Annotated in this window: 17 protein-coding genes; 4 read left to right on the top strand and 13 right to left on the bottom strand. The window is 49.2% G+C overall.

What is annotated here, in order from left to right; translation table 11 throughout:
* Positions 1 to 403: 403 nt before the first annotated feature.
* From AC0LWN_RS00825 to AC0LWN_RS00815, 3 genes are all read right to left on the bottom strand, one after another.
* A complete protein-coding gene (locus AC0LWN_RS00825; protein ID WP_474662765.1) occupies positions 404 to 1873 on the bottom strand; it encodes an RCC1 domain-containing protein in 1470 nt (489 codons plus the stop codon).
* A 15-nt stretch (positions 1874 to 1888) separates the two neighbouring features.
* A complete protein-coding gene (locus AC0LWN_RS00820; protein WP_474662764.1) occupies positions 1889 to 2629 on the bottom strand; it encodes an N-acetylmuramoyl-L-alanine amidase family protein in 741 nt (246 codons plus the stop codon).
* A gap of 183 nt (positions 2630 to 2812) precedes the next feature.
* Positions 2813 to 3766 carry an EamA family transporter gene (locus AC0LWN_RS00815; protein ID WP_474662763.1) on the bottom strand — a complete coding sequence of 318 codons (954 nt, stop codon included), beginning with the start codon at positions 3764 to 3766 and terminating at the stop codon, positions 2813 to 2815.
* A gap of 394 nt (positions 3767 to 4160) precedes the next feature.
* Between AC0LWN_RS00815 and AC0LWN_RS00810 the strand changes: the two genes are divergently transcribed.
* The 3 genes from AC0LWN_RS00810 to AC0LWN_RS00800 all read left to right on the top strand — a co-directional run bounded on the left by AC0LWN_RS00810 (position 4161) and on the right by AC0LWN_RS00800 (position 7305).
* Entirely contained in the window at positions 4161 to 5465 is a 1305-nt protein-coding gene (locus tag AC0LWN_RS00810) for a DUF5050 domain-containing protein (protein ID WP_474662762.1), read from the top strand.
* A 530-nt stretch (positions 5466 to 5995) separates the two neighbouring features.
* Positions 5996 to 7012, top strand: coding sequence for a tryptophan--tRNA ligase (gene trpS / locus AC0LWN_RS00805; protein WP_474662761.1), 1017 nt, complete (start codon positions 5996 to 5998; stop codon positions 7010 to 7012).
* Positions 7012 to 7305 carry a hypothetical protein gene (locus tag AC0LWN_RS00800; RefSeq protein ID WP_474662760.1) on the top strand — a complete coding sequence of 98 codons (294 nt, stop codon included), beginning with the start codon at positions 7012 to 7014 and terminating at the stop codon, positions 7303 to 7305. The genes trpS and AC0LWN_RS00800 overlap by 1 nt, the downstream gene beginning before the upstream one ends.
* A 651-nt stretch (positions 7306 to 7956) precedes the next feature.
* Here the strand turns inward: AC0LWN_RS00800 and AC0LWN_RS00795 are convergent.
* The 8 genes from AC0LWN_RS00795 to AC0LWN_RS00760 form a co-directional block, all read right to left on the bottom strand.
* Positions 7957 to 11346 (bottom strand): GH36-type glycosyl hydrolase domain-containing protein, encoded by a 3390-nt coding sequence (locus AC0LWN_RS00795; RefSeq protein WP_474662759.1) that lies wholly within the window; start codon positions 11344 to 11346, stop codon positions 7957 to 7959.
* 57 nt (positions 11347 to 11403) lie between these two features.
* Positions 11404 to 13572, bottom strand: coding sequence for a glycoside hydrolase family 3 N-terminal domain-containing protein (locus tag AC0LWN_RS00790; protein ID WP_474662758.1), 2169 nt, complete (start codon positions 13570 to 13572; stop codon positions 11404 to 11406).
* A 142-nt stretch (positions 13573 to 13714) separates the two neighbouring features.
* Positions 13715 to 14707 carry a LacI family DNA-binding transcriptional regulator gene (locus AC0LWN_RS00785; RefSeq protein ID WP_474662757.1) on the bottom strand — a complete coding sequence of 331 codons (993 nt, stop codon included), beginning with the start codon at positions 14705 to 14707 and terminating at the stop codon, positions 13715 to 13717.
* Positions 14708 to 14750: 43 nt separating this feature from the next.
* The gene (locus AC0LWN_RS00780; protein WP_458965208.1) at positions 14751 to 15572 is read right to left on the bottom strand and encodes a carbohydrate ABC transporter permease; all 822 of its coding nucleotides are present in this window, start codon (positions 15570 to 15572) and stop codon (positions 14751 to 14753) included.
* A gap of 43 nt (positions 15573 to 15615) precedes the next feature.
* Positions 15616 to 16470: a carbohydrate ABC transporter permease gene (locus AC0LWN_RS00775; protein WP_458965469.1), complete on the bottom strand. Its 855-nt coding sequence runs from the start codon at positions 16468 to 16470 to the stop codon at positions 15616 to 15618.
* 161 nt (positions 16471 to 16631) lie between these two features.
* The gene (locus tag AC0LWN_RS00770; RefSeq protein ID WP_474662756.1) at positions 16632 to 17879 is read right to left on the bottom strand and encodes a sugar ABC transporter substrate-binding protein; all 1248 of its coding nucleotides are present in this window, start codon (positions 17877 to 17879) and stop codon (positions 16632 to 16634) included.
* 426 nt (positions 17880 to 18305) lie between these two features.
* Complete coding sequence (locus tag AC0LWN_RS00765; RefSeq protein ID WP_474662755.1) at positions 18306 to 19319, bottom strand: LacI family DNA-binding transcriptional regulator; 1014 nt, start codon at positions 19317 to 19319, stop codon at positions 18306 to 18308.
* A gap of 4 nt (positions 19320 to 19323) precedes the next feature.
* Complete coding sequence (locus AC0LWN_RS00760; protein WP_474662754.1) at positions 19324 to 20454, bottom strand: amidohydrolase family protein; 1131 nt, start codon at positions 20452 to 20454, stop codon at positions 19324 to 19326.
* 339 nt (positions 20455 to 20793) lie between these two features.
* Here AC0LWN_RS00760 and AC0LWN_RS00755 point away from each other — a divergent pair, with 339 nt between their 5' ends.
* Positions 20794 to 21345: a hypothetical protein gene (locus AC0LWN_RS00755; protein WP_474662753.1), complete on the top strand. Its 552-nt coding sequence runs from the start codon at positions 20794 to 20796 to the stop codon at positions 21343 to 21345.
* A gap of 294 nt (positions 21346 to 21639) precedes the next feature.
* On the opposite strand, the gene AC0LWN_RS00750 is transcribed toward AC0LWN_RS00755, so the two are convergent.
* Entirely contained in the window at positions 21640 to 22779 is a 1140-nt protein-coding gene (locus AC0LWN_RS00750; RefSeq protein ID WP_474662752.1) for a DUF4179 domain-containing protein, read from the bottom strand.
* The gene (locus tag AC0LWN_RS00745; RefSeq protein ID WP_474662751.1) at positions 22769 to 23311 is read right to left on the bottom strand and encodes a sigma-70 family RNA polymerase sigma factor; all 543 of its coding nucleotides are present in this window, start codon (positions 23309 to 23311) and stop codon (positions 22769 to 22771) included. Before AC0LWN_RS00745 ends, AC0LWN_RS00750 begins: the two co-directional genes overlap by 11 nt.
* Between the last annotated feature and the right edge of the window lie 135 nt (positions 23312 to 23446).

Below are 23446 nucleotides of genomic sequence, written 5' to 3'. Positions count from 1 at the left end.
TGATTTCACCGGTTGGCGGCATGTATCTATTGCTGTGATCATTGCTGTAGTTCTCCTTCCTTCTAACATGAATCTACTATATCTATCGGGTAAACCCAGAAAAATTTGTAATTTGCCGGAACACTCTATATATATGAATATTTGAACTTTAAGCCTTTAGGCATACAGGGCTTAGACGCAGCAAAGAGGTTAAGATATCCCAACAGGCCCATTTGCAAAAAAAGCAAGGTCTATATGTATATAAAAGTTAAAACAGCTTACAGCTCGATTTTACCGTTTTAATGATTCTTTTATACTATTTTTGCTTGAAAGCGGCATCATGCTGATGTGGAGACTATGCTCTTATTATAGTAGAAAAAAAACCGCCAAAAATTGGCGGCAGTGATTATTGCTCTATCTTGTGCTATTTCCCCAGCCGAACTTCACCGGAGGTTTTATTCCATTGCAGACTAATACCCAGCAGATCACATAGGTCCTGAAGTGGAAACTGGGTTGATTCCGACAAGCTTTTAAGCGAGATTGCACGCTCCGATTTCCTGCCGTTGATGAAGAGCTGCTCCGGTGTGCTGGCTTTGATCTGGACGGTTGTGCTGCCATATACAAAAGACCATACTGTAAAACGGGAGTTGTTAACCTTCGGGTCCGGATTGGACTCGCTCCTTCCGGCTTTCACTCCAAGCGCCTTGAACACACTGGTATAAGGAACATACAGCTTGCCGTCAATAACACCTGCAGTGCCGTAAAAAGTGGTTGGCTGGCCGTTCACCAGAAAATTCAGTGTAGACTGAACCGGAACAGCAGTAACAGCTCCATCTTTGGCTGTATTTCCGCTACCCGCCGCTAATCCGCTATAGTAGCCTTCCCCCCACCCCAGAAGTGTGCCATCCTTGCGTTGGGCAAAACCAAAGCTCCCCGTGCTTCCCCAGAGATTTGTGATGTCCTCTGCACCCTTCATCTGGAACGCCTTGGACAACGGCCCGGAATTATAGTTCCATTGCCAGAGTGTTCCGTTAGTCTTGAGCAGGAACAACTGCTTGTAACCGGTCTGCAGCTTATACACATTGCCAAATCCTGATGCTACAGGCTCTTTTAACAAGTTGTTCCAGCGCAGAACCTGTCCATCCGTGCGGAGGAGAAAAGCATCATCGCTTGATGCGGCAATTTGCTTAATCTCAGAGGCGGCAAGCGTATATACCGTGACCGGATCGCTCGCCCAGCGGCTTCTGCCCATTACGCTGTTATAAATACTCAATCGCTTTACACTGCCGGTGTCTGTTAGAAACAGCGCGTCATTACCGACTATAACAGCAGAACGAACTCCCGAAATTCCTTGTAACGGCAAATACCGGACCTTCATCTGCATGGTGACATCGCTCTGCTCAAAGGAAGGATACCACAGTACCGCCGTTCCGTCTTTTTTCACCGCTATTCCCGAAGAGCCGTCTGTAGTAATGGATGAAACGTTCTGAAGCCCTGCTAATTTGACTGGACCTCCACTTTTCTGATATGGCAAAACCGGATCATCAAAAACGTATGCGCCATAGGTTTGGCCCCAGGCCCATACCTCTCCATTCTTGTCCAGTGCAAAAGAGGCATTGCTGCCCGCTGCAGCCTGCACGATATTAGTCAGTCCGGCAACCTTCTTTGGAATGTACTGATCAATGGTTGTGCCGTCGCCAACCTGGCCATATTTGTTATAGCCCCATCCGGTCACCGTACCGTCACTCCAGACTGCAAGTCCATGCGCATAGCCGCCTGACACATTTACAGGTCCAACCGCAGCCTCAGCGGCCACATTACCGCCTGCAGGAATGAATATGGCGGCTAGCAGCATGAATACCATTAGGCGGACAATCCTTTTACGGATATTCACTGTGACTCCTCCTGCTCACTTAAAATACGAATCAAGTCCCTTCTTGATCCCCTTTACGATCTTATCCTGATACGAAGCCACGCTTAGCTTCTTGTCTTCCTTCGGGTTTGTCATGAAGCCCATTTCGATCAGCACGACAGGCACTTTTGACCAGTTAAATCCGGTCAGATCACTCCGCGGAACGATTCCGCGTGAGTTCGCCTGCGTTTCTTTTAGCACAGCCTGGGATAGGACGTCCGCGATCTCCAGACTTTGTGAAGCAATATTTTTCGTAAATGTGTTGGACGCAGATGGGTAGAGAAAAGACATTCCTTGAACACTTCGGTTGTCGCTTCCGTCTGCATGTAATCGAAGAGCAAGGTCAGCCCCGGCCTGGTTGCATCTTGTAGCACGTTCACTATTAGATATATCCACATTATTGGTCCGGCGAATCATCGTAATCTCATAATCGTTCTGAAGTGCCTTTTCCAGCTTCAATGCCACTTCAAGCGTAAGCTTGTATTCAGGTATTTTCGTCGTAATGCCTTGCGTCCCGCTGGACACCTTGGCCTTGAATGTACGGCTTCCCGGTCCAACCGGCTCTTTGGCGTTATTGCCTTTACTCTGGTGGCCTGCATCTATGCAGATTATCGGCTTGCTCTTAGCACTGGCTATTGATTGTCCCCCCGCTTCTCCCCCATTTGCTCTTGCCGGTACGCTTGCTGATGTCAGCAGAATCATGATAATCAAAGAAATAACCTTCAAATTTGTTCGCATTATGTACTCCTGTCTGTTAAATTAACGGTTTTCTCACCCGTACCTAAATTCGACATGCCTTACAGTGTTCCTCTTTAACCTGCAAAAAAACGCGAAGCCCTGTCCGGCTAGGACAAGCACTGCGCTTCGCAGACCGGTGTCTGCGGTGACAGGCTAAGGGCTTCGCGTTTAAGCACATGAGGCTTATGATGGGATTGCGGACGCGTTTTTCCAGCGCAGCTTATACAGCTCGGGAAGCATGACCCCCAGCAGCACCAGGACAACCCCGGTCCACTGCAATCCGCTCACCTGCTCATGAAGCACGAACGAAGACAGCAACACGGCAACCGGCAGCTCGGCAGCACCAAGAATTCCGGCCATCCCGCCACCAATATGAGGGACACCGATAGCGAACAGCACAGGCGGGATAAATGCGCCGAACAAACCAAGCAGGAATCCGAACAGCAGCAGCTGTCCCCACAGCAAGCCGTTAAACAGGAAGTATGGCGGAAATAAAATGAACAGCAGCAGCAAGCCTCCGGTAATCATCCAGGCGCTACGGTATGCCGGGTGCGCTGCAGGAACAGCTTTGCCGCTGAAAATAATGAACATGGAATAGCTTACCGCAGACAATAGTCCCAGAGTGATTCCCAGGACGTTGAAATGGGCCGCGCCCTGATCCATAATTCCCGCTGCCAGCAGCGTTCCCCCGAACAGCAGCAGCAAAGTCAGCAGTGTAATCTTGTCTGGCCGCTGGCGTTTGCTGACGGCTTGAATCAGCACGCTGATCCAAGTGAATTGGAACAGCAGGATAATCGCCAGCGAGGCCGGAATGTAGCGCAGAGATTGATAATACATCAGACCCGTTGCCACCGTAGGGGCTCCTGCCAGCATCAGCAGCAGCCGGTGCTTCCAGGTCAATGGCGCTGCTGCTTGCTGCACACTAGCAGCGATGCCGCGGGCGCGTGCCTTTCGTGTCTGTCTGATTTTTGTATATAAGGCGAGCAGCCAGGCAAGAATGCAGCCGGTCAAGAGCTGTGTGCCAACCACTTCCCCAAGCTGGTATCCTTTGCCGTAAGCCAAAACGACAATTGTTGACAAAATACCGTAGCTCATAGCCCCCGCCAAGACGGAGAGCAAATATTTCAAATCTTTCATGTTTCTTAGAACCTCCTGATTACTCTGAATCGGCCGCTACACGCAAATAATCCTAACTCCGGGGACAAGGGACATAGAGCAAGGTCCTTGTCATCGTAGTTAGGAAGAGTAGGCTTCCTGTAGAAACCCTCGCCCTGTTGGTGCCTGATGCTGCGAGGTTATACGAGAAAAGTATGCAGTTATTGGTATGACGACCTTTCATATGTTACATGGCAAGTAAGCTGATGTCAACCCTCAATCCTTAAAATTTGTGCTATTTACTCAATGATTTTCGCTTTGATGTAAACTCTAAGTAAAATAATGGTTCTTTTGTGTTATTTATTTTTTTCATTAAAATCCGATATCTTAAGATATGTTTTGATTTACACTATTTCATCTACAGAGGAGTCGTCAAATGAATCGAATGCCAAAATCAGTCAAAAGAGTATTATTCACATTGCTTGCAGGTGTGCTGGTAAGTATCGGAACACTTGGAGGAGGCAAGCTAACCCCTACCGCTTCGGCGGCTTCAGAGAATGGGTATGTTTATTATACCTCAGATGATACTTTATACCGTGTGCCGTCGGCCGGAGGTACTATCCAGAAGCTCTCCGAGAATTTCGAAGGAACAGATGTTGAAGCAACAGACAAATACTTGTATTTTCTAACTGGTGATTCCTCCTCCCAGTTGCAGCGCTTATCGCTGACGGAGACTGATCCGCTTATCAGCAGTTTTGCCGCTAACAAAAATATCGTATTCTACCTGGTAGAGGGTGATTTCCTATATTTCATGGATGATACAGGAAAAATCCACCGTTCGCTGGCCAATGCGGCAGATGACAGCCAGATCAAACAGGTTGCTTCCAATGCGGATATAGAATTTCCGGGATTTAAGGTAGTAAACGGGCGGATTTATTATAATGCCCTGAAAGACGGTGCGAACACCTGGGCCGCTTCGAAATCAAGAGATGGCAGCGGCAACGTACAGTGGATTGCCAAAGGAGCTATTCCATCCTCCCGTTTTATCCATCCAAGCAACAACACAGTCTCTGTAATGGTGGATACCAAGCCGCAAGAAACGTATTATTCACTGGACTGCATGATCCTCTACACGCTTCCAATCAATGGCGGAAATGCAAAAGCAGTAAATGCTAAAAGCCCGCTGGATGCGAACGCTACCCTCTCGGGCGGATGGTCCAATGACTACTTCGTTTATAACAAGGGTGTCACAGTAGATGATGATGATAATTTCGTCTATACCAAAAGCAAGGCCTACGCAATTGATAAAGCCGGTAAAGTCTTTCAATTCAGCCAAACCAGTGTTGTCAGCCTTTCGGATATGGGCGGAGGCAAGCTGGCCTACGTCGGCAGCAACGGCAAAGGCTATGTCAGCACTGTAGCTAACGGTAAAGTGACCAGTACAAAACCGGTTGAACTAAGCAATGTAAAACATGTCGCCAAGTTCAAGAACGGCACAGCCTCTGGACAAACTGTATTTTTTGCTACTAAAGGTGCTTATGCATTGAATGCAAATCTCACATTAACCAAATTGAACGGTGTGGATTGGGATAACAGCGCGTTTAATGAGGATGTAGCAGGCATCTACTATTGGAATACAGAAGATAACGACAACCTTTACCGGATGAGCACCGACGGCAAATCGAAGATTAAGCTCTCCGAGACAACCGTGGATTCCATTGAGACGATCTCCCCACGATAAGTTTTAAACCTAATTCAAATTCGTCAGTCAGCCGGAGCTCCAGAAATGGAGCTTCGGTTTTTTGTATAGAGGCTTGACGGATCATGCTTCATAAGGTAATATTCCCCATATATCAAGAACAACATTGAAAAAGGGTAAGTAGACATATTCCGCGTGGATCTGCAGAGAGCCGGTGGTTGCTGTGAACCGGTGTCCAGGATATGCTCGAATGGCCTTTGGAGTTGCTTTTCCGAACCTCCCTCCTTCGGGTGCAGTAGGGAAATGCCGGGAGTCCCGCCGTTATCAGGGGAACGGTCTCGAGATGATTCATGTATAAATCTCCGCACCGTATAACGAAGACCGAATGCCGTCTATATGCGGCTGAGCGGTTATTTAAGGTGGTACAACGACAACTTCGTCCTTAGCGGGCGGGGTTATTTTGTTTTTCAGGGGGGTGATGGCCATGGAGGATGGCTGGTGGTGGCGGTTAATCATGCAATTTCACAAGCAGCTAAAAATTCATTACAACCATTTTAGGAGGATATTGAGCTATGACAGAACGAGTATTGACAGGAGACCGTGTTACCGGAAAGCTTCACCTTGGCCATTATGCCGGCAGTCTGGAGAATCGGGTGCGATTACAGGAGGAGTATGATTCCTTTGTATTTCTGGCCGACGTCCAGGCGCTGACGACCCACTTTGAACAAAAGGACTTGATCCGCAGCCACATCCATGAGATGACCCTTGACTATTTGTCCGCAGGGATTGACCCGGAGAAGTCCACGATCTTCATTCAGTCGATGATTCCCGAAATCGCTGAGCTCACCGTATATTTCTCGATGTTCGTGTCCGTCAATTCGCTGCGCCACAATCCAACCATTAAGGCGGAGTCTAAGGGACAGGGACTGGATGAGCTATACTATGGTTTTCTCGGCTATCCGGTAAGTCAGGCGGCTGATATCACTTTCTGCAAGGCAACATTGATTCCCGTGGGCGATGATCAGCTTCCCCATTTAGAGCTGGCCCGCAAAATCGTACGCCGGTTTGGTGAACTGTATCAGCCCATACTTGTAGAGCCTAGAGCGCTCATAAGCAATACGCCAAGACTGGTGGGGACCGATGGAAATGCGAAGATGAGCAAGAGCCTCGGAAATGCCATCGCGCTTGATTCTACCAGGGAAGACATTGCCTATAAAATAAAAAGAGCGGTCACTGACCCCGCCCGTGTGCATAAAAATGACCCCGGCCACCCGGGGATCTGCCCTATTTATGCTTATCACAGAGCCTTTCAACCGGATGCTCTTCCTGAGATACGCGAAGGCTGCGAACGTGGAACTATGGGCTGCTCCGCCTGTAAAGAGCGTATCACCTTGACGCTTGAGCAGCTAATCGCACCTATGCGGGAACGCCGCGCCTATTACGGCAGTAAGCCAAAAGCAGTGGAAGAAATTCTGATGACCGGAACGCAGCATGCCCGTGAAATCGCGAAAGAGACGATGAAGGAAGTCCGTGCTGCGATGAGCCTTGATTATTTCGAGCTCTCCGCCATGGAAAGAGGTGTGCTCTAATGCTTACTTTGCCAGAGCTTGCAGTGCTTCTGGACGAGAAGAACAGCGACTATGAGCTGATTGCCCATGAGACCCCTATCCGCTCGACCCGGGATGCGGAGCAATACTTTGATCTTGCAAAAGCTGCACCTACACTTATCGTTCAAACAGAGCACGGATTAGTTGCTTTTATAGCCAGCGCTCAACGGGGCCGGGTAGATCTTAACAATTCCTTTGATCGGCCACGGCTTACCCTGCCTGTTCGAAAACCGCCTGCTGTCCCTGGACTATATTTATGGAGGCACAGGCGATGAACTGCACACCTTGAAAATCGCTCCGGCAGATGTCGTCCGGCTGAATCGAGTTCTTGCGTTCGTTGTTTGACAGATAACGCCTAACCTTTAACTTTGGATAGACTGCGGCGGGATTGTGAGCCATACTGCATTTCTAAACACAATTTAGTCTGATGCTTGTATTAGTTAATTGTATTTACTGCAGTTAAAAGGCTGCTTAAACCCGTATTTGTAGCGGTAACTGTATTCTGTGCAATTAAAAATGGCTAAAACTATATTTTTATCGGATTGCTGCCGATTTAGATGTACAGAATGCAATTAAGTCAGATTCAGCACGAAAATACGGCTTTTTAGTTGTATGAAATACAGTTAGGGCTTGGGAAGCAATCTTAACGGAGCCACCCCTTCCCTCAAGCCGGCATCCGCTTATTTCCCGAAAGCTCCTTATTCTTTAGCTGACAAGTGAAAACGGCTACGCCGTCCTTATAAAGAGCCTATGCTTCCGAAGCAGCGATACTCCGTATCGCTTTCAGGTATCCGTTTCAGCGAGAAATAGAAGGATAATTTATAGCGTGAAACATATAAATTCTTGTATTTTAAAAAAGCGGCCAGTGAGTGCCAGGCATTCCGATTGGGAATACCGGCACTACTGGCCGCTTTCTGCATCTTAGCTTACATATAAATGTCTACTACAGTTCTTTCTGCGCTCTGCAGACGTTCAAAGTCAGCGCGCTTGATCCGCAGTCCGCCAGTGCGGTACGGGTTAGCCAGCCGCTCAGCCTGAACCTCCTGGCCGTTCACCTTGACGGCGCTAAGCTCGCCTTGTGCAAAGTGGTATACAAATGTGGCTGGAGCGCCTCCATATTCAAAATCAAAACGTGTGCCATCCAGCTCATCCGGAAGCACAGGATCAATGATCAGATCGCCGCCGGCTTCGCGGATACCCAGCACATTCGAGATCAGCTGGTTCATGTAGATCCCCGGGCCGCTCGAATAGATTCTCCAGCCGCCTTTTACCTGAACCGAGCCGTCACGCAGCTCTGCAAAACGCTCCTGCGCCTCATAGCGGTTAGCGAATTTGCCGTCCGAGCTGCTGAAGTAGGAATTGCTCTGGCGCAGCTCCGCATTCGGAACCGCATCACGGATGCCGATCGGGTTGATGACCGCCAGCCCTTTCCATACCTGATCGCGTTTGCCGATCTTGGCCATAGCCTCAACGAAGCGGATATGTGCATGCACATATTGCAGGCCAATCTCACGGCCGAAATTAGCCGCCTGCTCCGCACGTTTGAAGTGGAGGCTGACTCCGCCCGCATACTGTGCCGGGTGGTTCATCAGACGCACACCGTCTGGGCAGAGGAACTGTTCCTGGATCAGCTTGTAATGCTCCTCCATCTGCTGTGGTGTAAGCAGCTCGCCAATCATGCTGCGGGTCATCGGCAGCAGACGGTACTGGATGCCGGTCTCCTTGTCTTCGGGATGCAGCATCAGCTTGGCATCAGCCGGATCTTCAAAGTACAGGAAGCCCGGGATTACATCAGTTCCCAGCATATAGCGGTTAAAGTCGCCTTTAATTCCTTCCGCCAGCTCTTTCAGTTCTCCTGACCATACATCATCCACACCCTGCAGCACTCCCGACAGTCCAAGCACCGTCTGATATGTCAAAGCAACGGTCCAGCTGCTGACCATATACTGCTTAAGCTGGGCATTGGCCGGTTGAAGCGTATCATCCCAGTCGCCGTCTCCGTAGGAGGACAGGAAGGTGTCATGAAGGAAATTCGCTTTAATATAATTCAGTTCCTTAACCGCATGCTCACGTAGGGAAGCTGTCGTTTCTGTAAAATCAAAGCCATGCTTGCGGGTATACGGAATCTGCTCGTCGAGAACAGCGAAGTCACGGGTTGCCCGCAAATAATCTCCCAGAACCTTAAGCGGCCAGACGATAATATCGCCGTGGCTTTCTTCCTGCTGGATTCGGGTATACTTGTCGAACATGAACCATTGCGGCCAGTTGCCGTCATCCTCATATTGATGGGCAAATACCGTCAAAAGAATTTCCCGTACCTGCTCATATTTATGGGTAGCCAGGAAATATTCCACCGGTCCCTGGCACACATCGCGTGTTCCCCAAGCCGCTCCGCCATACTGCTCCAGACCGTGCGGCATCGAATAGTGAACGAGCATGTTATGGGTATACCACCAGGCAAGTGCATTCACCTTGAACAGCTCACCTTCATCGCCGCCCGGCTGGGTCAGCTTGAAGCCATTCATCACACCGGCAAAAAACTCGCGGTAGCGGGTTATCTCAGTCTCTGCCGCAGTATGCGTGAGCGGAAGCTCTTTGCCATCTAGCAGCCCTTGCAGTCTCAATGTCCAATCCGCGCTGTCCTCAAGCTCCAGAACAACCAGCGAAGCGCTGCCTTGAGCTGGACCTTCTACCAGTACCGACTCATTGCCGAGCTGGTAAGCTGCTCCCTCAACAAATATCCGGTAGGCCAGCTCTGGATATACCTGGCTGCTAGTTCCCGACTCTGACGCGCGGAAGGTCAATGCTCCGCTGGTTGCGTCTTGGGCCATTTGGTAAGGAACCTCATATTCTGCCACATTCATTGTAATCTGGTTGGTAACCAGGAAGCGGTACGAAATGCCGTTCGCAGAACGGACATGCAGTCTGATCTCCGGCGCATCCACAGTGGTGTAATTGGTAATTACCAGGGTGTCTGAAGCTGTTTTATAATACCAGCGGACATAGTTGAAGCCAATTTCGAACAGCGAAGGCATGGAGAGCAAATGGTACTGGCCTTCTTCTGTCTGCACATAAATGCGCTGACCGGAGGTTTTGTATACATTCAATGCGTTGCGGGCATTGGACATCATTTTATTCATATTGGTATTGCCGATAACCACCTGGGAGTTGAAGATACCGTACATATAAGAAGTAGTAGTCAGTACTTCCGGGTTCAAACGCGCATTGTCCCCGCTCATGAGAATATGCCCGTGCGGGCGCTCAACAAGCAGCTCCTTCTCCTTGAGCACCACGTGCTCGTAGCTGTCTGTGAAGAAAGCCAGCAGCTTGCCGTCTTCCCGTTCCTCCTGGAATTTATGCGGGAACAGGGCGTTCAGCTCATCTTCTGTCAGCGGCAAGGTCTGCAGCGGTTCCCCTACCTGTGGGGATACAGCAATACGGGTATTCCAATCGCCCTTGTCAGACACGTCGCCTAAAGTTAGCGTCTCCTGCCAGGCTTGCTGCACAGCCGCAGCATGCTCCAGTTCTGTTATCGCAGCAGGATGATCTTCACGGAATAGACCATAGAATGTGAAGCGTGCCTGTCCGTCTAACTGGATTTGCTCAGACTGCAATGCCGTATAGGCAAATTCGTATTGGTAGACTTCGTTCGCAAGCTTCTGCTTGAACAGAGCCTCCGGTTGATCGGTCTCTTTGTAGGACAGGCCGAAGAATTGGAAGCCATCGGTGGAATAACCTGCAGAACCGCCCAGCAATCCCTGTTGAAGATAAGGAAACTTTCCGCCTTGCGGCTGATTCTGGCGTGAGCATACTACGTAGCCTTTGTCTTTATCTTCGAAGACTGTATGGTCAATGTATTGCGATAAATAAGCTTCATTGCTAGTAACCGCTCCGGGGGAAGCAATACCTACATCCTGGGTGTAGATCACATCCAGCAGAACACCGCCGCCTTCGATCGTCACGTCCCAGAACCATATTCCGTTATTAGCCAATGTGAAGACGACCTGATACTTGAGGTTTGCCGTCAGTCCTTGACCTGCCTGCTCCGCTCCAATTTCGCCCTGCCATACCAGGCGTTCACCCTCCTTACGGAAACGGCTGCCCGATTTAGCTCCAATCAGTGGAAACGCATGAATCCCGTCCTGTAAGTGAAGTCTTGCATAGATATTCCCGGGTGCCCCATCCACACTATTGGACAGCAGCTGATTGATCATCATCTTGCCGCCAAAGGCCTGATAGAGGTCACCGCTCTCCAGAAATGTAAAGGTCAGCTCACCCTTTTGAAGCGACAGCTTGGAGTTTGTTATAGTTGTCATTTCTTTCACTTCCTTATCTGATCGGGCTAATGCCGCGAATGTTCTGTCATTTGTAAACTATTGTACTAACCGGAAGCCAGCCTTCTGCACATCACGGCTGCTTGCACCGACAAAGACGGTGAACTGGCCGGGATCACTGGTAAAGGACAGGTCGCTGTGATGGTAGCGAAGCTGTGATTCTTCGATGTGGAAGACAACTTCCTTACTCTCACCAGGCGCGAGATCAACCTGCCGGAAGTCCTTGAGCTCTTTAACCGGACGGACTACCTCTCCCGATATGTCGCGAATGTACAGCTGGACGGTTTCCGTTCCGGCCATATTGCCGGTATTGGTTACCGTTACCTTCACTTCAAGCGGATGGTCAGGGGCCATAACCTCTGAGGATAACGACAGCCCTTCATAGGCAAAGGTTGTATAGCTCAGGCCGAAGCCGAAAGGCAGCAGCGGCTCATTTGGAATGTCAATATACTGGGAAATATAGCGGTTGTCTGTTTCTTCTTCCGGCTTAGGCCGGCCAGTATTATAGGAATTGTAATAGACAGGAATTTGACCAACCGAATAAGGGAAGGACATGGATAGACGGCCGGAAGGGTTCACCTTGCCATATAGCAAGTCTGCCAGAGCCGCCCCCCCTTCACTGCCCGGGAACCAGGCTTCCAGCACTGCATCCGCTACATTGTATACACCGTGCAGATCAAGCGGACGGCCGTTGAACAATACGACTGCCAGCGGTTTGCCCAGCTCTTTCATCACACGGATCAATTCCAGCTGCGCCTGAGGCAGTCTGATATCACTGCGGCTGCCCCCTTCTCCGCTCATCTCCGAGGCTTCGCCAACCGCCAGAACAATAATATCCGCTGCCGCAGCGGCCTTTATGGCTTCAGCCTTTTGAGACTCACTTATGGTGTGGATACCGCTGCCTTCCGCGATGACAACATGGTCCGGGCTCGCGCTTAATGCCCGCATGGAAGCTCCCAGCTGCACAGCAGTTTCCTTGGAGCCCTGCCAGGACCACCAGCCGAGGATATCGCCGCTGTCTGCGAACGGACCAATCAGCGCGACCCGCTGGTTCGCCTGCAGCGGCAAGATGCCTTCATTCTTGAGTAGTACACTGGATTTCTCGGCAAGCTTGCGGGACACCTGGCGATGCTCATCGCTGTAAACAATCTTCTTCTCAAGCTCAGGATCTGCCCCACGCATCGGGTTCTCAAACAGACCGAGCTTTTCCTTCAATTTCAGAATGCGCAGCACCGCTTCATCAATCAGAGCCTCATCAACAAGCCCTTCCTTCACCAGCTCCGGCAAATGCTTCACATAGCTTGTGGTCATCATGTCGATATCGACACCGCTATAGATCGCTTTGAAGGCAGCTTCTTTATCATCTTCCGCCGCGCCATGAGCAATCATCTCTTTGATCGCGGCCCAGTCAGAAATGACGACTCCGTCAAAACCCCATTCGTCGCGCAGCAGGCCGCGCATTAATCTGCGGTTGCCTGTAGCAGGGATACCGTCCACAATATTAAAGGAGGTCATTACCATCTCTACCCCGGCGTCTACCGCCGCTTTGTATGCCGGCAAATAATATTCGCGGAGTTGGCGTTCCGACAAATCAACCGTATTATAATCACGTCCGCCTTCGGCCAGTCCATACGCCGCAAAATGCTTCACGCAAGCAGCTACGCGGGTCATATCGTTCTCCAGATCATCGCCCTGGAAGCCTTGCACAAATGCCTTGGAAAACACAGAATTCAAATAAGTATCTTCGCCGGTAGACTCCATTACACGGCCCCAGCGCCCATCGCGGACCAAATCCACCATTGGAGCAAAGGTAACATGCAGACCGGAGACCGCAGCCTCACGTGCAGCAATCTCTGCGCTCAATTCAGCCAGCTCCGGGTTCCACGAGCAGCCAATCGCCAGCGGAATCGGAAAAATGGTTTTGAACCCGTGCACGATGTCGGCCATGAACAGCAGCGGAATACCAAGTCTGTTACTAGCAAGGTGTTCTTTCTGCACGGCCATCATTTTCTCCGCACCGGCTATACCCAGCACCGAGCCTGCTGCACGTTTGGTATCGTTCCCGATGCCAAGCTCTTCCATTGGACCGGTAATTTCCGAATCATCACCCGGCTCGTCGTAAAAAGGGGCTGCAAGCTGCAGAAGCTGGGCTATCTTTTCTTCAAGCGTCATGTTCTTTACATATTTGTTATACAAATGCTCACTCATAGCTACTCCCCCCAGTGAATACGAAACGTTTCTTCTTAATAAAACCTTTAATAGCATAGCTTTGGAACCAGTAATACATTGTATAATAAGAAACGTTTCACTTAATTTCCAGACTTAAGGCCTCTATTCAGAGGCTCTCCAATTAACTCTGGGTTTTGACTGATCTGCGTTCAATCAGCTCGATTTTAAGCTTGTAGAACGAATTGACTGCATCTCCGTTCAGTCTTTGGAACAGCAGATGTCCAGCCAGCGAGCCTGATTCATACATTGGCTGGCGGATCGTTGTCATTGGAGGCTGAATGTATTCAGCCAGTTGAATATCGTCAAAGCCGATAACCGATATATCATCCGGGACGGAAACTCCGCCCTCCTCCAGCGCCTTCATCCCGCCTACAGCCATTTCATCATTCGCATAAAAGATAGCTGTCGGGAGCTCCCCCTGTACCAGCATCATCTTGGTCGCCTTGTATCCGCCCTCGCGGATAAAACCGCCGCTCAGCTTCCACTTCGTTTTCTCCTCAAGCCCGGCTTCCCGCATGGCCCGCAAAAAGCCCTGATAGCGGAGCGCATTGTCATAGGAATTGGCGGGACCGCTGACAAAGGCGATCTCCTTATGCCCCTTTTCGATCAGGTGGCGGGTTGCGCTGTAGCCCCCCTGCTCACCATCTACCATTACATTGATTAGTCCCTCTCCGGTAATCAAACGGTCCATAACAACGATTGGAAAACGGCTGCTTCCCGCTGCGTGCAGAATCTCATCAGTTATATTATGAGCCAGAACAATGGCTCCATCGACTCTTTTCTCCATCAAAAATTTCACCGCAGTCGAATCTTTGCCGCCCATAGAGCTGCAGGCAATCAGGTCATACGAATTGGATAATGCCACATCCTGAATGCTGCGGATCAATTCTGAATAATAGGGACCGGACAGATCCCGGAGTATCAGAGCAATGGTGTTGGTCCGGCTTCTTTTCAAATCCATGGCAAAGCCATTTTTCTGATAGCTCAGCTGTCTTGCTGCCTCAAGCACCTTTTCTCTAGTCTTGGCGCTTACCTTGCTGTCGCCGTTCATCGCATATGAAGCTGTTGACAAGGCCACTCCTGCCAGCTTTGCCACATCCTTGATCGTTGCCATCCTGTTCAATCCTTCCCGAGACCCTCAGGTATATTTCTCTATATTATTTTATGCCGGAGATGGTATATCCTTCTATGATATGCTTTTGGAAGATAATAAATATGATAATAATCGGCACGACCATAAATGCGGCCCCGGCCATCTGCAGCCCGAACTGGGTTCCGTATTGCCCCTTCAGCAGGGATAGTCCGACAGACAGTGTATACAGCCTTTCGTCATTGGCAATAATCAGCGGCCAGAGGAAGCTGTTCCAAGCGCCGATAAAAGTCAAAATCCCCTGTACGGCAAACACCGGCTTCACAATCGGCACCATCAGCTGGAAGAAAATCCGCAGCTCGCCCGCCCCGTCCAGTCTTGCCGCTTCGAGCAAATCCATAGGGATTGTGGACATAAACTGGCGGAACAGGAAGATCGCAAAGGCCCCGACCAAACCAGGCAGCACAATGCCCGCCATCGTATTCACCAAATTCATTTTGTTAATGATCAGATAGGTTGGAATCATAGTTACCTGTGACGGAATCATCATGGTAGCCAGGATCAGATAGAAAAACTTGTTTTTACCCGGAAAATCGAACTTTGCAAAAGCATAGCCGGCCATCGCATTCAGGAACAGCCCTGCAAACGAGCACAGCACGATAATCAGCGTGTTTTTCAAATATATCAAAAAGTCCATCTTCACGAACAAATCCTTATAATTGGAAAAGGTCGGGTGGCTCGGTATGAGCGTTGGCGGAATTACGGTAAATTCATTTTCAGGCTTAAAGGATGAACCTATCATCCAAATGAACGGCACCATCATCAGGAGTCCTCCGATAATAAGCAGGGCGATCATTACACCTTTTTCCATTTTCATTTTTAGGGCCATGCTTGTTCCCTCCTTCTTAAAACCCGCAGCCAGAGGCTGAGGTTTAGTATTCCACTTCTTTCTTTTTGACCGCGAACTGAATGAGTGTCACTATGATGATGATGATGAACAGTACAAACGAGCCGGATGCCGCATAGCCGAACTTGCTGAGCTGGAAGCCGTTGTTGTAAATGAACAGTGCCATCGACATTGTTGCATTAAGCGGTCCGCCCTTTGTCATAACCAGCGGTTCTTCGAAGAATTGAATCCAGCCGATCAGAGTCGTAATGGTCACAAAGAAAGTAGCGAATCCGAGCAAAGGAACTGTAATGTAACGCAGCTTCTTCCAGCCGGTTGCTCCGTCAATTTCAGCCGCTTCATAATACGAACGGGGAATTCCTTGCAGCGCGGCCAGGAAAATAATCATATTCAGACCGATGGACTTCCAGAAGGCCAGCAATATCAGTGAAAATTTCGCGAGTACCGGGTCCTGGAGCCATTGCTGTGCCGGAAGACCGAATACAGACAGAATATAGTTGAACAATCCATAGCTGCCGTTATACAAATATCCCCAAACCACAGCTACAGCCACGATGTTGGTAATGGAGGGCATGTAGTAAATAACGCGGAAGCTTTTGAACAGCCAGCCTGTTCCATAATTAAGCAGCAGCGCGACAGCCATAGAGGCAATCACAACCATCGGCACTCCAACGGCTACATAAATAAGCGTATTATACATGGATTTCAAGAAAACCGGATCTTTAAAAATTTCGAGATAATTCGAAAATCCCACGCCATTAATATTGGAATAATCCGCAAGCCCCACCAAATCCATATCGGTAAAGCTGATGACCAGCGCGATAATTATCGGAATAATTGAAAATACGGTCAGCAGCAGCACCGCCGGAGCGATGAACATATATGGATATTTATGTTTGTTCCATTGCTTCACAAATGAGCTCACAAAATCACATCCCTTCGCTTTCTCACACTTTCTTCCATTTACTAGGATGAACATACACACTGCCGGGACCTCTCAGCTAAGGAGATTCCGGCAGTCTGCCTGATCACGTTCAGATCTTATTTATTGCCTAGAAGCTCATTTGCTTTTGCATTCAGCTTATCCAGTTCGGTTTGCGTATCCGCGCCCCCAACTGTGATCTGTTCGAACGAAGCCATAGCTGCCTGGGCAATTTCTTCATATTCTTTTACCATTGGAGCAGGACGGGTATTTTCAAGCTGCTTGCCGAAAGCCTGGATCATTGGATCTTTCAGAGCGTCATTGCTCCAAGCTGCTTTCAGTGCAGGCATAGAGTTCGAAGTTTCATAGAATTTCAACTGGGCATCCTGTTCAGCCATGAAAGCAATGAACTTGGCTGCTTCATCAGGGTTTTTGCTGTAGTTGAAGATCGACAGGTCGGCACCGCCAATGGAAGAAGTATTGGTTTTCTTAGCCGGCAATGTGGTTACAGCCCATTTACCATCAATTTCAGGCGCTTTTTCTTTTACGGTCTGAATCATCCAAGGACCGCTGATGAACATTCCCATCGTGCCGTCTTTAAATGCAGCTACAGTATCCAGGTCGGTGCCTTTAGGGGACAGACCTTCGTCATAGAAGCTCTTCAGGAAATTAATCGTTTCCACGTATGGCGGCTGATTGAACTGTGGCTGACGGTTGCTGTCAATCAGTTCGCTTCCGTTCTGCCAAGCGAAGATTGCAGTGTAAATGGAGTCCTTCGCTTCGATTGGCAATGCGTAGTGTCCTGCGCCGCCTTTAGCTACAAGCTTCTTACTTGCATCCTTCAGCTCATCCCAAGTTTTCGGTCCTTCCGGATAACCTACGGAACCAAGCAAATCAGTGCGATAGAACATAGCACGTGTTTCTACATAGAAAGGAATGGCTACTGTCTTGTCTTCATATTTGGTCGTTTGAACCGCACCATCGAAGAAGTTCTCAGCTTTCATGCTTGGGTATTTCTCGATGTAAGGCGCCATATCCTTCAAAGCTCCGGCAGCCGCGAATTCAGGAATCCAGGTTGTTCCCATTTGCACAACGTCAGGACCGTTTTTGGAAGCAACGGCGGTCAGCAGCTTGTCATGCGCGGAATCCCAAGGAATAGCCTGCACTTCCACTTTGATGCCCGGGTTCTTTTCTTCATACATCTTGGCAATTGGTGTTACGGTGTCGGCTGTCCCCATGAACCACACCTTCAATGTTTTGCTGTCGCCTGATGCCGAGTTGTTCGAGTTCGAGCTTCCGCAACCTGCAACGACCAGAGACAAGCTCAACATTGCTGCTGAAACTACAATACCAGTTTTTTTCTTCATTTCTGTCACCCCTGTTATAGTGTTAGCCAAACTTGAAAAACTATGAATAAAGCCCTTACATCGAAACGTTTCGATTATTTTCGAAAAAAATTTCGAATTTTCCTGTGAAATAAAGTACTGATCACTGATCTCATTATCATTAATCACCATGAAATGGAGACCAAAAACTACTTTTTCTACAATTTCCCTCGAAAAGGAGTTCTTTTCTCAAATGTATCTTTAGTTCAACGCTTTCATGATTCGAATCGTTTCGACAAACTTATTATATGACTTGCTTTTAGCGATTTCAAGTAGGTAACTTAAAAAATGTTCGAACAGAAAAGAAATATGTCGAATTTAGTCACATATTAAGAGGCAGCATCCGTTTCTCCAGAAACGGCAAAGAGGACACACGGCAGTAGATGCCAAAGTGTCCCCTCAATAGAGTTAAATCGAACGCACCGAATCCCGCCGGACCAGCTCTGGCATAACCTTCAGAGTGCGTCCGGCCCCTCCGTTTATCAGTTCAAGCAGCAGCTCCGCGGCACGTATTCCGAGCTGTTCGAAGCGGTGGCGGATTGTGCTGAGCGGCGGATTGGTATAGGCAGTAAAATAAGTTCCGTCGTAGCCTACCATAGAGAGATCTTCAGGAACAGAAATTCCGTGGCGGGCCAGCTCCATTATCGCTCCCATGGCCATCATATCGTTAGCACAGCAGACGGCTGTCAGCTCCGGAAAGCTATCTTTCAGTTCGAGAATAGCCTTCGCCCCGCTAGCTCCACTGAAATCTCCTATTCTCTTTAGCGCCGGATCATGCCCGGTCCCGGTTCCGTTCCGAAAAGCGGCACAAAAGCCTTTATAACGTTCTTCACAAATGCTTAAATGCTCCGGCCCATTGATGTAGCCTATCTTCTCATGCCCCAGCTCCAGCAGATAGGAACCGGCCATTCTCCCGCCTTCGTAATTGTCCGAGACAGCAAGCGAACAGCGCGGCCCCACGGCAGAGCCCATATTTACGCTAGGTACTTGCAGCTTAATCGCTTCTCTGATCAGCGGATGCTCCTTACCGAAAGGCTGCATGAACACACACCCCTCCAGGCTGCGCATCCGCACCCATTCGGTTAAGCTGCCAGGCCGATACTCCTCTTCCCCAAACGGGACGGAAAAAATCAGAATCTCCTTCTGGTATAACCGCAGCCCTTTGCGTAAGGAGGCAAAAATATCATCAAAACCGCGATTTGATTCCGATTCCAGCTCAGGCATAAAGATCCCGACCAGATTGCTTTTGCGTGTCACCAATTGCTTCGCACCAAGGTTCGGAACGTAGCCTAGCTCCGCTGCCGCCTCTTGCACACGGGCGATTGTCCGGGGATGAACGCCGTAGCTGCCGTTAAGTGCTCTCGATACTGTACTGACCGATAAACCCAGCCTGTCGGCGATGTGCTGAATCGTTATGTCCACGTGATCATTCACCCTTTGCGGCTTCCGCCAAAATTTTGCCGGCTGCGTCCTTTGACAGTTTTGCCTCATCATAACTTTTGCCGGTCTGCCGTTCAAGCTTGCGGATTGCCTTCAATTGTGTCTCTGTAGCCGGCTGGGCTTCAATGATTGCAGCGAGATTGTCATGGGCGATTTTACGGGTAATTGCCGGATCGTCAAGAAGATCAATCATCCGGTACATCGCATCAATCGCTTGTTCCTCACCGCCTATCCCATAACCGGAGTCTGTGCTGAGCATGAAGCGGTCCGGGTATTTTTTCATCACAGGAATATATAGTTCAGGATGCCTGCCGCTGTCAGGATTATACACAGAGAACCCGGCGAAAAAATCCGCATACAAATTAGGATACTTGCCGAGCAGACGGTCGACCTCTTCCGGCGTGTTGTACGCATTGATATGGGCGAAAATAATGATCGTCTCCGGATGCTTCGTAAGCGCCTCCTCCAGCTTCTCAATCGGCATGCCGTTTGGAGGATCAATATGCATCAGAATCGGCGCCTTGTAAGCTGCGATAAGGTCGTAAATCTGCGGAAGATAACCATCCATCGGATCATTGGCCTTCCACGCCACCTTGGACATCGCCGGCGAAGCCGTAGAAGCGCCTGCCACCTCTCCCAGCCCGAAGTAGCCTTTTTCCAGATTGCTCTTCACCACCTCCAGACTTCCCTTGTCATGCAGGTCAAAGCCTGAGAAATAAGGTATGATCAGCTCCGGGTATTGCTGGTAAGCATTCCATGTGGTCTCATCTGTATCAATCGCCGCCGGCTCGGAAGAATTGCCGAACAGCACTACCTGCTGCACACCATTCACCTTCCAGGTGTTCAGCATCCCCCGGTATTTATAAAAGCTGGCCCCGTGGTTGTGGGCATCAATTAGCTGCAGACCTTTATTTTCTGCAACTAGATCGGCTAGTGGAGTCTCCTCCTCTACCGGATTTTCGCTTGGTTCCGCAATCTCTTCCACAATCTTTGGTGAAGGCTCGGCGGTCTCATTGACCACTTCGGCTTTCTCTGTCTGATCATTACTTGGATACCAGAAAACCAGGGCTACGAGTACAATCACAATGCCTGCTGCGAGCAGAATATATTTGCGCATGAGCATCACCCTCCCATTGATTTTCGGGAACGTTCCCGAATATACGCAAATCATACTTTGTTTACAGATTTATGTAAATGATATTTTTGGGAACGTTTTCTTTTTTACTATACCAAACTCTTTCTATACTTGAATTCTCCCTTGTTCAGCCTTATTGAAGTGATATAAAGTTGCAATAGACAGCCATGCCGCTCTTTCGCGGCACTCCAGACGATGAAATTTTCATAGAAGACCCTCAATTTGGCTTCGCCAAATTCGAGCTTCCATAACAATGTCCTCTGTTCGGACATCGTTATTTCAGGGTAGATTGTCACATAATCTGTAGAAAGTGGGTTTGAAATGAACATCGAAGTTAACCTCGCCTCTCAAGATGAAGCGTATATTATCAAGAATCTGTACCCGCTCTACCTGCATGATTTGTCCAGCCATTATGGGCTTACGGGTGGAACGATCCTTAACCGGCATGGAATCTTTGAGGAGAGTCCCGAGGTCAGAACCTTAGCCGATCAATATGATATTCAGGGCATCTGGTGGGAGAAGCCCGGAGTGCTGTATCCATTTCTATTCAGGGTTGATGGCATTCCTGCAGGCTTCGCCTTCGTCGCAACCCCGCCTCACTGCGCGAAGGGAGTTGACTTTTTTATGAATGAATTTTTTGTGCTGCAGCCCTTCAGAGGCACTGGTTATGCCCAGCAGGCCGCCATACAGGTATTCGAACGCTTCCAAGGCCAGTGGGAGCTGTTCACCAATCCGGCAGAGAAGAATATTGTGGGACAGCAATTCTGGCGTAAAACCGTGTCGGCTTATACCGGAGAACATTATGAGGAAAAGCTCAGCGAAACGTTCAATGGAAATATGCTGGTGTTCAGATTTCACAGCACGCCTATATAAGTTGAACTTTAGATTTTCATATAAGGGTCTGGTCGTAACTGCGGGGAATGTTTGACTTCCGGCCGCTGTTGTCTGCAGATTTCTTGATTATTACCGCTCTTCGCGGTGGAAATCCGCAGACAAAGGCGGTCGCTTTCGCTCCTCCAGTTCCAAACTTCCCCTCCGTCACTTCTGCCCTTTTTATGATTTTTTTAAGTTTAACTTATATAGAAATAACCCGAAGACGTTCCCAATGCTTTAGTATCGGGAACGTCTTTCAGGCTGGAAGATTACCTATAGCGATCTACGTTACTTTTATTTGGCGCGCTTATAAATATCAAGCTTTATTTCTGTCTGGTTATTCTCCGAACCTGTCTTAACCGCCATTACGAGCGACTGGGGATGGTCGAGCCAATTACTGGCAAAATGGTATTCGAACCCCTCCTCGGAACCGCCGCCTGAAAGCGAGCTAAGAGATATTGTTTTGTCATGGACCTTCGCCAGTATTTCTTTTGAAAAGAAATCTCCAAAGATTGCTCTGCGGATTTCCCGGTTATTCTCGGACGGATTCTTCAAGGCTATTGTTGCCTTGATCAGCAGCGGAGACATTTCAACCTTGCTGACCACTACCTCATGCCCATTCAGCGTAAACGACTGGTTCGGCTCGACAATCTGTGTCTTGTATGCCATAAATTTAGGATCAAGCTTGAAGCCGATCTTCAGTACCGGCGAATAATGCATATCTGACATAATCGTTCCTGTCTTGGGGTCGTCCATTTTACCGGGATTGACAGAAGCAATCCTGAATTCAGCCTCAAGCTGCTGCGGGAATGACTGCGCGCGATCCAGTTCGATAACGCCCCGCCCGTAAAAAACATGATTTTTCTGCGGTTCAGGCACATCCACATTCCCTCCCACCTGAGTTGTTGCGTTCAGATAGCGGTTAGTGGCGCCGTCCTTCATTTTTGCGCTGTTGATGCTGTAAATTTCCTGCTTATCGTCCGTAGTCGCCGTATATAGGTACATGATTTTATTTTCATCTGCGGTAATAGCATTTAAGGTAATAGAATACCCCTTACTCTCCGCCGTTTTGTTCACCATCTGAATATAATTATTACGGATTGCAGATTCCATGGTAGGCATATCCAAATCAGAAATTACATTGTCCTTAAACACTTGAAGCTCTCCCCAGTTCACTTTGGGCGCAGGGGCAGCAGGTTGAGGGGTGCCCGGCAGGAACGGAATAATAAACAGTACGGCTGCGACTATAACTGCTGCGGCAAGCCCTAGACCCCTGCTTTTATTCCAAAAGCGCTGCCCATCCACCCGCCGTCCCCGCTCCATTCCTGATTGAACGGACAGCCTTACGGAGGCGCGGCCTTCATCTCTTTCGAGTTCCTTCTGCATACGGACCGCATCGGACAGCAATGCCTCTTCTTCACGGCTACTGATCATTCCATTCACCCCGATTCTTCATAATCGTTCTGAGCTGCTTCAGCCCTTTATGCTGCCAGGTCTTTATCGTTCCTTCCGGCTTCTTGAGCAGTTCCGCAATCTCCGTCAAGGTCATGTCATTATAGTATTTGAGCAGCAGCACATGACGGTATTTCGGCTTCACCTGCTCTACGGCCCACAGCATTTCCAGCTTGCTGCCGCTGTCCTCCACACTGCGCTCTTCCATCGCCTCCTCCGGCGTCGGCACAGACTTCTTCCGCCTTCTTTGCTCGTCAATGCAGACATAGATCAATATCCGAATGATCCATGATTTGAACGCCCGGGGGTCCTTCAGTGTGCCCCGCTTGATCCAGGCCCGGCAGGTAGTCTCCTGCACCGCCTCCAGCGCGTCATTCCGGTTCCGCAAATAACTGTAGGCAATGTGATAGAGCTGATCACTGTGCTCCATCACTGCATCGCAAAAGGCATGCTCCTCCCACGGCAGAGCAGTTGTGCCGGTGATCTTTTTCATTTCCGCCTTGGATGTTGTCATCCATTCCCCTCCTTGCTTCTCTCTATATGTATAAGACGGAGAGCATCCCCAAACAGTTTTTGCATTCTGCCAAACAAAAAAGGCTGCAAGCCCACCCTGAGATGAGCTTGCAGCCTTTCCAGCCTGATTGTACAG

It is taken from the genome of Paenibacillus sp. sgz302115 (assembly GCF_056120445.1).
The sequence above is the reverse complement of the archived record's forward strand: the minus strand, read 5'-3'. Positions and strand labels throughout refer to the sequence as shown.